The organism is Rhodospirillales bacterium (assembly GCA_018666775.1).
Taxonomy (GTDB): Bacteria; Pseudomonadota; Alphaproteobacteria; order SMXQ01; family SMXQ01; genus JABIXC01.
This window is the reverse complement of record JABIXC010000015.1, coordinates 14,843-27,367: the sequence shown is the minus strand read 5'-3', so window position 1 is coordinate 27,367 and position 12,525 is coordinate 14,843. Positions and strand designations below refer to the sequence as shown.

The 12,525-nt window shown below is 54.5% G+C and carries 12 protein-coding genes; 3 read left to right on the top strand and 9 right to left on the bottom strand.

Annotated features, from left to right (window positions below):
* Nucleotides 1-320: 320 nt before the first annotated feature.
* Both HOJ08_07455 and HOJ08_07450 read left to right on the top strand, forming a co-directional pair.
* Nucleotides 321-986 carry a hypothetical protein gene (locus HOJ08_07455; GenBank protein ID MBT5673269.1) on the top strand — a complete coding sequence of 222 codons (666 nt, stop codon included), beginning with the start codon at nt 321-323 and terminating at the stop codon, nt 984-986.
* Nucleotides 987-1,071: 85 nt separating this feature from the next.
* Nucleotides 1,072-2,661 carry a hypothetical protein gene (locus HOJ08_07450; protein ID MBT5673268.1) on the top strand — a complete coding sequence of 530 codons (1,590 nt, stop codon included), beginning with the start codon at nt 1,072-1,074 and terminating at the stop codon, nt 2,659-2,661.
* Between the two features lie 47 nt (nt 2,662-2,708).
* On the opposite strand, the gene ccmI is transcribed toward HOJ08_07450, so the two are convergent.
* From ccmI to ccmA, 9 genes are read right to left on the bottom strand one after another with little or no spacing between them, the layout of a single operon-like run.
* Nucleotides 2,709-3,599 carry a c-type cytochrome biogenesis protein CcmI gene (gene ccmI, locus HOJ08_07445; GenBank protein MBT5673267.1) on the bottom strand — a complete coding sequence of 297 codons (891 nt, stop codon included), beginning with the start codon at nt 3,597-3,599 and terminating at the stop codon, nt 2,709-2,711.
* On the bottom strand, nt 3,596-4,063 hold the full coding sequence (locus HOJ08_07440; GenBank protein ID MBT5673266.1) for a cytochrome c-type biogenesis protein CcmH: 468 nt from the start codon (nt 4,061-4,063) through the stop codon (nt 3,596-3,598). The genes ccmI and HOJ08_07440 overlap by 4 nt, the downstream gene beginning before the upstream one ends.
* Nucleotides 4,064-4,071: 8 nt before the next feature.
* Nucleotides 4,072-4,599, bottom strand: a complete 528-nt coding sequence (locus HOJ08_07435) for a DsbE family thiol:disulfide interchange protein (GenBank protein MBT5673265.1) — start codon at nt 4,597-4,599, stop codon at nt 4,072-4,074.
* Nucleotides 4,599-6,575, bottom strand: coding sequence for a heme lyase CcmF/NrfE family subunit (locus tag HOJ08_07430; protein ID MBT5673264.1), 1,977 nt, complete (start codon nt 6,573-6,575; stop codon nt 4,599-4,601). Before HOJ08_07430 ends, HOJ08_07435 begins: the two co-directional genes overlap by 1 nt.
* The gene (gene ccmE, locus HOJ08_07425; GenBank protein ID MBT5673263.1) at nt 6,575-7,060 is read right to left on the bottom strand and encodes a cytochrome c maturation protein CcmE; all 486 of its coding nucleotides are present in this window, start codon (nt 7,058-7,060) and stop codon (nt 6,575-6,577) included. The genes HOJ08_07430 and ccmE overlap by 1 nt, the downstream gene beginning before the upstream one ends.
* Before the next feature lie 44 nt (nt 7,061-7,104).
* Nucleotides 7,105-7,302: a heme exporter protein CcmD gene (gene ccmD, locus HOJ08_07420; protein MBT5673262.1), complete on the bottom strand. Its 198-nt coding sequence runs from the start codon at nt 7,300-7,302 to the stop codon at nt 7,105-7,107.
* 7 nt (nt 7,303-7,309) lie between these two features.
* On the bottom strand, nt 7,310-8,044 hold the full coding sequence (locus HOJ08_07415) for a heme ABC transporter permease (GenBank protein ID MBT5673261.1): 735 nt from the start codon (nt 8,042-8,044) through the stop codon (nt 7,310-7,312).
* Between the two features lie 20 nt (nt 8,045-8,064).
* Nucleotides 8,065-8,730 (bottom strand): heme exporter protein CcmB, encoded by a 666-nt coding sequence (gene ccmB / locus HOJ08_07410; protein MBT5673260.1) that lies wholly within the window; start codon nt 8,728-8,730, stop codon nt 8,065-8,067.
* Nucleotides 8,727-9,446 carry a heme ABC exporter ATP-binding protein CcmA gene (gene ccmA, locus HOJ08_07405; protein ID MBT5673259.1) on the bottom strand — a complete coding sequence of 240 codons (720 nt, stop codon included), beginning with the start codon at nt 9,444-9,446 and terminating at the stop codon, nt 8,727-8,729. Before ccmA ends, ccmB begins: the two co-directional genes overlap by 4 nt.
* Before the next feature lie 386 nt (nt 9,447-9,832).
* Here ccmA and acnA point away from each other — a divergent pair, with 386 nt between their 5' ends.
* A complete protein-coding gene (acnA, locus tag HOJ08_07400; GenBank protein MBT5673258.1) occupies nt 9,833-12,511 on the top strand; it encodes an aconitate hydratase AcnA in 2,679 nt (892 codons plus the stop codon).
* Nucleotides 12,512-12,525: the final 14 nt, after the last annotated feature.

The window sequence follows — 12,525 nt, the reverse complement described above, 5'->3', positions numbered from 1 at the left end:
GATTTTTGCTTTGTCTGCTAGGGACTTTTTTGGTCGCGACAAGTGCTGGCCCCGCTGCCGCTATAAGTCCCAGTTGTCAAAAATGGAAATCCCAACATCCTTCGGTGTACCGGCGCTGGTATCAAAGAATATTATCGGCCCATGACGTGGCGACCTTCACCCACAAGAAATTTGCCGCTGAGCTCAATAAGGTGGGGAAAATATGCGAGAGAGGCCGTGGCCAAAGCCAAATTGGCCGGGGACATGAAAAATGGCGTGCCTGCATGTGTGGTGTGGGTGATGCATTGACAGACCTTGTCAGTAAACACACGGATTACCTCATGAGTAAAAACCGGCGCCCCAAGAGCGGTCGTTCCACATCATCGCGCAATTCGCGAAATTCACGCAGGTCAAGCAATTCACGCAGGCCAGGTTCAAAATCCAAATATTTGGGCAAAGCTAAATGTGATGCCTATTTTAAAAGGCAGGCCCGGGGGCGTGCCAATTTTTCGCCCTCACGAGGCGGCGGATACGATACGAAGTGTAGACGCCATGGGCATAAACCCTCACTGGCGGCGCGCCGGGGCATCCAAAAGACCCCGGCACTTTCCAACCGCCGGGTCACGGCCATCACCAACAACCTTGAAAAATGGGCGACCAATGGCCAAGGGCTCAATAATTACAGCGGCTCTATAGGCTCAGGCGGCTCAGGCGGCTCAGGCGGCTCAGACGGGTCAGACGGGTCTAGCAATTATATCAGCCGCCATGATTTCCAGCCCGCAAAGCCTGAAAAAAAAGTAGAAGATTTAACCCGGTGCGTTTCTTTCAAGCGCGGGGATACCATTGCCGATTGGTTGATGAACAGTTGTAATGAAAAAATCGAGATCACCTTCTGCATTGGGCCTTGCACAGAATATAAGGGCGCCATTTCTGCCACCGCCAATGGTCGCGCGCCCATCAATGGGCATGGCGGCCCCCCGGCCCTTACCGGGAAACACGTGACCTAGGGGGCCTGCACCTGGCCCCATCACGCGTCAAATTTTAATGGCACGACCTTTAATTGCAGCAAGCATTGAGGGGCCAGATACGCGCATGAAAAATATTAAGATGATCGACCTTGCGGCTTTCGCATTTTCATTGCTGGCGGGATTTTTCACCGGACCGGCTTATGCATTGGAGGGCACGAAAAAAGCCTTTGGTGTTCCCGCACCGGTGGTGCGCGCCGTCCAAAACCATCCGGCATTTCAAAACTGGCCTGATGTTGCCGTCACATATGTGAGGACCAGAAAAAATTGGAAACCAAAAAAGGGCGTGGGAAGAGGCGGTGTGACCAAAATCCGAGATCGTTTCGAACCCAAGGGCCCCTTCATCACATATCGTTATAAAGAATTTTCTGGCACCCCTGGGGCCTGGACGGGGAAGACAACCTACCAAGAAATCTATAAAGCCGGGATCGTCTTTGCCCGGCGGGGGGCAGCCACAACATATTATGCGGGGAAGTATGAAAGCTCTCATTCTACCGCCAGCCGGATCACCAGCATTGATGAGGTGCAGGGAAAATTATTTCCCTTAAAACTCGGCAACAAGATGGTTATTGCCTATACGCGAAAACAAGGCAGCATTTATAAGAGTAAAAAAAGGCAAGAACCCCGACGCACGGCTTCCATCACCCGCTGGCTCGTGACTTGGGAAGTTGTGGCGCGCTGGGATGCAGCAAAATTCAAGGGGCTTGCCAAACGTTGGCCACAGGCTTCGGGTTATATTTACCGCATAAAAAAAACCAAAAGAAAAACCTATCCAGAACCTAAGGCACGCAAAAACATCAAGCCCAAGCCCAATGTTCAAAAATCAAAATTTTATTATTCTCCGGTTCTTGGATGGGTTGTTCCTCACGGGATTATAAGAAAACTTCGGACCAAGGCATCGGTTGCGCGCGCTAACTTTGCCCGCCTTGTAAAGGCATCACCCAAAGATTTTTCTAATCTGGGCCATCGTGCATATGGTGCGCGGAATTACCGTTTGGCTTTGAAATATTTGGCACCTCTTGTGCGCACAGGACTCACGCCCATTCGTGCTAAGGCCCAATTATATGTTGGCTACATCTATCATAATGGTCGGGGGGGAATTAAGCGCAATCGAAAGCTTGCAGTACTTCTTTACGCTAAATCGGCGGCGGCGGGAAATCTCAATGCCGAGGTTGCGATTGGCCGGGCGTTTTACTATGGCACCGGGCTGCGCCAGAACCGGAAAAAAGGCATCAAGATTTTATTCCGTGCCGTGGGGCGGGGCTCGAAATATGCCAAAGCATCCCTTATCCGAATGGCGCAAAATGCCCTGAAAAACCGGGGTTATAAGCCAGGCGCCGCCAATGGAAAGATGGTCAATAAAACCCGCGATGCCATCATGGCCTATCGGCGCATGGCTAAAATTCCGGGGCGGCCCGGGGTTGACCAGCCGCTTATGTTATCGCTGGCCAAACCGGTTATGCGCGGGCGTTCATTCAGGCCTAAAAAAATGGCCCCTGACACAGCGCCCAATTTGCCTGTAAAACGCCAGCCAAACCCGGCATCAAAACAAACAATGGAGGTGCGGCTTAAGCGTTTGAAAGCAATGCTTCAAAAAGGCCTGATTACCAAGAAAGAAGCCGCCACAAAACGGACCCAGATATTGCAGGGGCTTTGAGGATTGCGGGCCCTTGCCCGGAAAACATAAACAGCACATCACCGGTTTTATGGCGTTTGGGGTCTTTCTTTCTTGATGCGCTCAATGCGTTTTTTCAAAATGCCCAGCCAGGGGGCATTGGGGGGGGCTTCGGCGGCAAGCTGGGTCCAAAGTGCTAGCGCGCTTTTAGCATCGCCACTTTGTAACAGGGCCAAGCCTAAATAATAACGTGGCTTTGGCAATTTTGGAGAAAGCCCCTGGGCGCGTTCAAACGCGCGCTGGGCTCGTGGGGTGATCTGGCCATTTTCGCGTGCAACCAAGGCTTCGCCGAAATTGGCAGCAATGGTGGCGGCCTCGACTGCGTTGCCTTTGGCGAGCTCCAGGGCGCGGCTTAATGCCTTTTCTGCATCCCCATCGCGCCCCAATCGCAGGTAGCCGGTTGAGAGAATTTTCCACCCGGCAATTTCATTGGGTTTCATTTCCACGCCGCGCGCCACCATGGAGATAATTTTTGCAAATTTCTCCAGGGTCATTTCCGGGCCGGTATTTTCTGCCCTGCGTTCCGCGAAGGGCAGCCCCGGTTGGTTAGGGCTGCCAATAAACAGATAGAAAACACCGCATAAAATTGGCACCACGATGGCCAGTGATGCAAAACCAAATGTTAGCGCACGCCCTGATGCTGGTTTAGATTCATGGCGTTCGGATTCCAGGTGTTCCGCCTCTTTGGATGCGGCAAGAAGCCTGCGCCCGATTTCCGCCTGTGCCGCTTCACCCTGAGCAGCATTGATCACGCCCCGGTCCAGATCATGTTCCAGTTCTGCCAATTGATCGCGGAAGACCATCTGGTCATAGGCGGCCCGTTTACCAACCGGCGGCAGGCGCTTGAACAGGGGGGCGAGGACAAAACCGCCAGCGATCAATGCCATGGCGCAAAGGGCAAGAAATAAAATGATGCTCATGATGGCCCCTTATCCATAAGGCGTTTCAAAGCGGCCTGTTCCTCAGGCGAAAGGGCGGGGGCATCAACACGGGCCTTTCGGCGCAAGCGGATGACAATACCAAGGATGGCTATACCCAAGACCAATAAGGGCCCAAACCACAAGGCCCAGGTTGCGGGTTTAACCGGGGGTTTTAGCAAGACGAAATCGCCATAGCGTGCGGTCAAAAAATTCAGAACCTGTTGATCGGTGTCGCCATTGGCCAACCGTTCGCGGACAAGAATGCGCAGGTCGCGGGCCAGATCGGCATCGCTGTCATCAATGGATTGGTTCTGGCAGACCAGACACCGCAAATTTTTCGAAAGCGCGCGCGCGCGGGCCTCTAATGCCGGGTTGGATAAAACTTCATCGGGGGTCACGGCAAATGTGGGTTGGATCGTGGCACTGGCCATCAATGTAAATAGGCCCAACACAAGGCAGATAATTTTCTGTTTCATCGCGCCAGCCGATCAAGCAGGGGTTTGATGGTTTTTTCATACTGGAAGGGCATGATCGGTCCAACATGCTTGTACCGGATGCGCCCCAGTTTATCGATGATGAAGGTTTCCGGCACCCCGTATACACCCCAGTCGATGGCAATGCGGCCCTTGGCATCGGTGGCGATCTTTTCATAGGGATTGCCCAGTTGCTTGAGCCAGCTTTTTGCCTCTGCCGGTTTGTTTTTGTAATTCAACCCAATCACCCGTGCCTTGCCCGATTTGGCGATGGTCATAAGAATGGGGTGTTCTGCACGACACGGAATGCACCACGATGCGAACACGTTAAACACCGTGACCTGACCCTTAAGGACAGCGTTGCTTATTTCACCTTTGCCATACAGGGTGGGTGCGCGAAATTTTGGCACGGGTTTGTCAATCATTGGCGTTGGAATTTTAGACGGGTCATGCTTCAGGCCTTGCCAAAAGACGGCGGCCAGCAAGCTAACAAAAAAGACCGGTAAAATATAAATAAAGCGGTTCATTACGATGCCGCCCGTGTGGGCGCGCCAACCCGGTGGCGGCGATCTGCAAGAGACACCAACCCGCCCAGCATCATGAAGATTGCCCCAATCCAAATCCAGGGGACCAGCGGATTATAATAGACGCGAACGACCCACCCTGCCTTGGCAGTTGAGCCAGCTTTTGGTACCTGTTGATCGCCGAGTGCAATGTAAAGATCGGCAAACCCGGTGGTGTAAATGGCGGCTTCTGTGGTTGTCTGAACCGGATTTTTAAAGCGCCGTTTTTCCGGGAACATGGTCGTTACCGGGCGCTCTGAACGGGTCACCGTTAGGGTTGCGCGTTGCGCCAGATAATTGGGGCCGGGCACATTATTGACCCCCCCCATTTTGATGGTATATCCGGCAACGGTGACCTGATCGCCCTTGTTCATGACCAGAATGCGTTCAATTTTCCATGCGCTGGAGGCCGTGATGCCAAGGATCATAATCCCCACTGCCCCGTGGGCAATGGTCATGCCGATGGCAGAAAGGGGCAGGTTGCGCAGGCGGCGAGCGCTGGCGGTAACGGAAATTTTGAACAGTCGGATGCGCGTTGCCAATTCCGTTATCGCCCCGGCAATCAGCCACAGCGACAAGGCAATCCCAATAACGGCATAGACCGGCCCGCCATGGATGAACAGGATGGCAATGCCACCAACCGCGGCAATCACGGCAGCAATCCACAGTCGTGAAAGGGCGCTGGCAAGATCGCCACGCTTCCATGCCAACATGGGCCCAACACCCATAACGGCCACCAGAGGTGCCATAAGGGGTGCGAAGGTCAGGTTAAAAAAGGGTGGTCCTACAGAAACCTTTCCCCCATCCAGAACATCCAGCAACAACGGATAAAGGGTGCCGATAAAAACCGTGGCACAGGCAGCGCCTAGCAACAAATTATTGAGCACCAACCCGCCTTCACGAGAGATCGGTGCGAACAGGCCTTCGCTTTTTAATTTGTGCGCACGTAATGCATAAAGCCCAAAGCCGCCCCCGGCAGCGATCATCAAAAGAACCAGAATAAACAACCCGCGTTCAGGATCATTGGCGAAGGAATGGACGGACGTCAAAACACCGGAACGCACAATAAAGGTGCCCAGCAACGACAGGACAAAGGTGAGGACGGCCAAAAGGATGGTCCAGCTTTTTAGGGCGTTGCGTTTTTCCACAACGATGGCTGAATGCAGCAACGCCGTTCCTGCAAGCCACGGCATGACGGATGCATTTTCCACCGGGTCCCAAAACCAGAACCCACCCCAGCCCAATTCGTAATATGCCCACCAACTGCCCAGCGCCACCCCAAGGGTCAGTGCGCACCATGCGGCCAAAGTCCATGGCCGGACCCACCGCGCCCACGCCGCATCAACCCGGCCTTCGATCAGGGCAGCGATGGCAAAGGAAAAGGCAACGGAAAACCCGACATAGCCGAGATAGAGAAACGGCGGATGAAAGGCGAGCCCGGGATCCTGTAAAATGGGGTTAAGCCCCCGGCCATCTGCGGGCACGGGATCAAGGCGCAAAAACGGGTTTGATGTGGTCAGGATAAACAACAGAAACCCAACCCCGATCATGCCCTGGACGGCCAGTACGCGGGCGCGCAAGGTTGGTGGCAGGTTGGTCCCGAAGGTGCCGACGCAGGCGCCGAACAGCGACAGAATGAAAACCCATAAAACCATAGACCCTTCGTGGTTTCCCCAAACCCCGGTCAATTTATAAAGCCATGGTTTTGCAGAATGGGAATTGGCGACCACGATGGCCACAGAAAAATCGGACACGACAAAGGCGTGGGTCAGGGCAGCAAACGCTAATGCGACAAACAAGAACTGGGCCATGGCGGCCATGCGCCCCATGTCCATTAAGACCGCATTGTTTTTTTGCGCGCCAATCAAGGGCGCGCTGGCCTGAACAAGGGCGAGCCCGAAAGCAAGGATCAGCGCGTAATGGCCAATTTCAACAATCATTATTTACTGACCTTAGGCGTTGCGCGTTTGCCGCCTTCTTGCCATTTCCCGGATTTTTTTATGGCATCGGATACTTCTTTGGGCATGTAGGTTTCATCATGTTTGGCCAGGACTTCGTGGGCGATAAACATTTTATTGCCCCCCTGATCTGGCCCAAATTTCCCCTGGGTTACCACGCCTTGGCCTTCTCGAAACAGGTCGGGAAGTATGCCCTGATAGCGAACGTCGATGCGGTTTGAAAGATCGGTGATGGCAAAACTGACGCCGGCATTTTTGGTTTTTTTAACGCTGCCCTCTTCCACCAGACCGCCGATGCGGATCATCCGGTCTTGGGGCACGGGCTTCTTTGTTGCGCCGACGATGTCGCTTGGGGTGTAGAAAAAAACAAGGCTGTCGCGAAACGCATTAAGAATAAGTGTCACGGAAAGCCCAAGGATGATGGCCGCTGCAATCAATAAATACAATCTGCGGCGTTTGGCCGTCAGGGGCGGGCGGCGTTTCTTCTGCGGGTTCTGATCTAACGTGGCGCTCACTGAGGGGGATCACTTTCGGCTTGGTTGGCAAGAATTTCTGCACGAATTTTCTGGAGCCGGGCAAGGTTTGCTTCGTTTTTCCTCAGCCGCCTGAGCGTCGAGACCCCCATCCAGACCAGCACCAAAAAGGTGACGGCGAACGCAGGCCAAACATAAATGCCATAGCCCGATAGATGAAAGATACTTTTAATCATTTCCATATCAGCCACCCATTCCTGCTTCATCGCCACGCATGGCCATCAGGGTTTCAACCTTGCGCCCGGCTATTTCAGCCCGAACCCGAAGGATCAAAAGTGCGAAAAAATATCCTGCAAATGCAATGGCCATCAACAGAAGCGGCCACAGCATGGATGGATCAATGGCCGGTCCGCCACTGCGCAGCACCGATGCAGGTTGATGCAGGGTTGCCCACCATTCAACGGAAAATTTTATGATCGGCACGTTGACGAACCCTACCAGTGCCAGCAGTGCCGCTGCCCGGTTGCCTCGATCGGGGTCATCAAAAGCGTTGCTGAGCGCCATGTGCCCAAGATAAAGAAAAAACAACACCAACACGGAGGTTAGTCTGGCATCCCAGACCCACCACGACCCCCAGCTGGTCTGGCCCCACAATGCGCCGGTTATCAGGCAGGCAAGGGTGAAGCCAGCCCCAAGGGGTGCGGCTGCCCGGGCAATGAGATGGGCCAATGGGTGTTTCCATACCAGCGCCATGGCAGAGGCAACGGCGATCAGGGTGTAGACCATTAAGGCCATCCAGGCCGCGGGCACATGGATGTACATGATCCGGACACTTTCACCTTGTTGGTAATCGGCAGGGGATGTTACCAGCGCAAGCCAAAGGCCGACGCCAAAACTGGCCGCAGTGACAGTCCATATCCAGGGCAGGGCAATGGCACCGATGCGCAAAAACCGCGCGGGATTGGCAAGAAAATGAATCATGAATTGTTGTCCAACCCTTACCGTGTTGCCTGGCGCAATGCCGCCGCTGCACCAATGGGTGCCAGCGCCAATGCCGCCAGAAAGAAACCACCAAGTGCGCTGGCATGCGCAATAATATCAAACCCTGAAATTGCCGCATCGACCATGGCCACCCCAAAGATCAGAACTGGAATATAAAGGGGAAGTACCAAAAGCGAAACGAGAACGCCCGCGCGTCGCGCCCCAAGGGCGAGTGCCGCACCAATGGTCCCGATCAGGGTAAGCGTCGGCGTGCCCAACGCCAAAGCCATGACCAATGCCCCAAAGCCTGCCGCCTCCATGTTGAGGATAAAGGCCAGCAAAGGTGCGCAAATAATCAAAGGCAGCCCCGTTACCAGCCAGTGAGCCAATGCCTTGGCCAGAACAATAAGTTCAAGGGGCATGTCGGTCAGGACCAATAAATCCAGACTGCCATCTTCAAAATCAGCCAGAAACAACCGGTCCAGCGCCAGCATGGCGGCCAATAATGCCGTCACCCAGACCAGTCCCGGGGCGATTTGGGTCAAAAGGGCTGGATTGTTTCCGATGGCGAAGGGAAACAGCGTCACCGTCAGGACAAAAAACCCGATCACCATCAGGCTGTCGGCACCATGGCGAAGGGAAAGCCGCACATCATGGGCGGTAAGCGCAACAAACCGGTTCATGCTTCCATGTCCAGGTCTTGGCCACGATAAAAGGGATCGTGTTCCGGGGCGGTTTTAAATCGGGCGATTTCAAGGGTGTCACTGTCGTCGGCCCTGATTTCTGAATGGGTGGCGATAATGGCCATGCCGCCTTTTTCGCGGTGGCGCGCCAGCACCGCTTCAAAGGCATGGATACTGGCGCGATCAAGGGAGGTGGTGGGTTCATCCAGAAGCCATAAGGCGCTCTGCGTGCTGGCGGCGCACCCGGTCCGTGCCAGTGCTACCCTGCGCCGTTGTCCGGCGGACAGATAACGGCACGGCAAATCGGCGATGGGCGCCAGCCCAAAATCTTCCAGGACCCGTTGGCGCGTTGCATCGGGGGCATCCAGGTCTAGATGCCCGGAAAGGGTGATCCAGAAATTGAGCGTTTCAGAAACCGTCAAAAGTGGCTTTAACCCGTCATGATGGCCAAGATACGTGATGGCCGTCCCCCAATAATCGGGCGACTCAAACCCGCATTGGCCGCGTTCTGATGGTAAAAACCCGGCCAAAACACGCAAAAGGCTGGATTTACCAACGCCATTTGGGCCGGTCAGAAAAAGAACGCTGCCGGGTTTCAGGCGAAATGCCAAATCGCTGAACAGCAACCGTCCGCCCCTGACACAGGCCAAGTCTTTGCAGAAATAGCCATGCGCGTTCGAAGATTCCACGTTTGTCGCTGTATTCAGGTCAGTCATGGGTTCCATATACCATAAAAATCAGTAAAAAAACGGCCACCGGTGGGGGCCGGTGGCCGTTCTCGCATCCGGCCGGGGGGTAAATGGCCGGTGCGGAGGCTTTGCTGGAATTTCACACACCTGAGGGGGAGGGGATAAATCCTGCGAACTTCCAGCACAATCATATGGGCTTTGAAATATGGTCTAAGCAGGCCCTGAAGATGGCGGAAATGTGGTTTTTTACGTTTGGGGGCATATGGGGGGTGTCCGGTTAGGGCACAGGAAATTTGACGAAGGGAAGAATCTCCGTTAACACGCAGGTTTCATAGGATTTTTAATGTTACATTAGGGCGTGACGGCAACGTGGTTGCCGGTTTTACACCCTTGGGTATTTCAGGAGACCAATCGTGGCCAGCAATTCAGTTGATAGTTTCAAATCCAAACGCAGCCTTGAAGTAGGGGGTAAAACATACACCTATTTCGGTCTGCCCGAAGCCGCTGAGGGTGGCCTTGGGGACGTTTCCCGTCTGCCGGTGTCGCTGAAGATATTGCTGGAAAACATGTTGCGGTTCGAAGACGGGCGCAGCGTCACCAAAGAAGACGTGCAAGCGATTGCCGATTGGCAGAAGAATAAACGCTCAGACCATGAAATTGCATATCGCCCGGCCCGGGTTCTGATGCAGGACCTGACCGGCGTGCCCGCCGTGGTGGATTTGGCCGCCATGCGCCAGGCGATGCTGGATCTTGGTGGGGATGCCAATCGCATCAATCCGTTGTCGCCGGTGGATTTGGTCATTGATCATTCTGTCATGGTTGATAATTACGGCACGAATGATGCCTTCAAGGCCAACACCAAACGTGAATATGAACGCAATCAGGAACGCTATTCCTTCTTGCGCTGGGGCCAAAAGGCCTTTGATAATTTCCGGGTGGTGCCACCGGGGGCGGGCATCTGCCATCAGGTCAATCTGGAATATCTGGCCAAAGTGGTTTGGACCGATGAAGACGGCGTTGCCTATCCCGATACGCTGGTGGGGACCGATTCTCACACCACCATGATCAATGGTCTGGCAGTGCTGGGCTGGGGGGTTGGTGGCATCGAAGCCGAAGCAGCCATGTTGGGCCAGCCCATGAGCATGCTGATCCCCGAAGTGGTTGGGTTCGAGCTGACCGGGGCCATGAAAGAAGGCAACACGGCGACAGATTTGGTTCTGACCGTGGTTGAAATGCTCCGCAAAAAAGGCGTGGTCGGAAAATTTGTCGAATTTTATGGCGACGGTCTGGACAATTTGGCGCTTGCCGATCGTGCCACCATTGCCAATATGGCGCCGGAATATGGGGCCACCTGTGGCTTCTTCCCAGTAGATGATGAAACCCTTCGCTATATGCGCTTCACGGGCCGTGATGAAGACGCCATTGCCCTGACCGAAGCCTATGCCAAGGCCCAGGGCCTGTGGCGGGTTCCAGGCGCCCCCGACCCCGTGTTCACTGATTCTATGTCGCTGGATATTTCTACGGTTGAACCCTCCCTTGCCGGGCCAAAACGCCCCCAAGACCGGGTGTTGTTGTCAGAAGCTGATCAAGCCTTCATCAAAGCCCTGCCTGATCTTCTGGGCGATGCCAATGCCAATGCGTCCGTTGCCATAGAGGGCATGGAACATGATCTGACCCATGGCGATGTGGTTCTGGCGGGCATCACCAGCTGTACCAATACGTCAAATCCGGCCGTGATGATTGGTGCGGGTCTTTTGGCCCGCAAGGCCGTGGCCAAGGGCCTCACCCGCAAGCCTTGGGTTAAAACATCTCTGGCACCGGGGTCTCAGGTGGTGGCGGATTATCTGGTAAAAGCCGGCTTGCAGGATGATCTTGATGCGCTTGGGTTTAACATCGTGGGCTTCGGTTGCATGACGTGTATCGGCAATTCCGGACCGTTGGACGAAGCCGTTTCAAAGGCCATTGATGAAGGCAATCTGGTAGCCACCGCCGTGGTGTCATCGAACCGCAATTTCGAAGGCCGGGTGCATCCACACGTCAAAGCCAACTATCTGGCCTCACCGCCGCTGGTTGTGGCGTACGCCCTTTTGGGGTCGCTCAAGGGCAATCTGGTCACCGATTCGCTGGGTAAGGATAAAGACGGCAATGATGTGTATCTGAAAGATATTTGGCCCACCAATGCAGAAATTAGTGATGCCATCGAAGCCGCCATGTCGCCAGAAATGTTTCTGGCACGCTACGATAATGTGTTTGAAGGCGATGCTGCCTGGAAGGGCGTCAAAACCACCGAAGGCCTTACCTATCAATGGGGTGAAGAATCCACCTATTGCCGTCTTCCTCCGTATTTTGCCGATATGCCCCACGAACCGGCCCCGGTTTCTGATGTCCGGGGTGCCCGGGTTTTGGCGTTGTTGGGCGATTCAATTACCACCGATCACATTTCCCCGGCAGGGTCCATCAAGGCCGATGGTCCGGGCGGTCACTATCTGACCCGCCACCAAATCGGCGAACATGATTTCAATTCATACGGTGCGCGTCGCGGCAATCATGAAGTCATGATGCGGGGCACCTTCGCCAATATCCGGTTGCGCAATGAATTGGCGCCGGGCACCGAAGGCGGCATCACCCGGCATATGCCGGATGGTGAACAGATGTCGATTTTTGATGCAGCCTCAAAATATGCTGATGAAGGCACACCGCTGATTATTATGGCCGGGCAGGAATATGGCACCGGGTCATCCCGGGACTGGGCGGCCAAGGGCACCATGCTGTTGGGCGTGCGCGCGGTGATTGTTGAATCGTTTGAGCGCATCCATCGGTCCAATCTGGTGGGCATGGGCCTGTTACCACTGCTGTTCCCCGAAGGGGTGACGCGGAAAAGTCTGGGCATTGATGGCACGGAAACCTTTGACCTTATTGGTATCGAAGAAGACATCACACCGGGCATGGAGCTGCCGTTGACCATTCATCGCGCCGATGGCACAACTGAAACCGTGCCGCTGAAATGCCGCATCGATACCTTGGATGAAGTGGATTATTACCGTCATGGCGGCATCTTGCAGTATGTGCTGCGGTCGTTGCTGGATGATTAGGGCCATCACTGGCC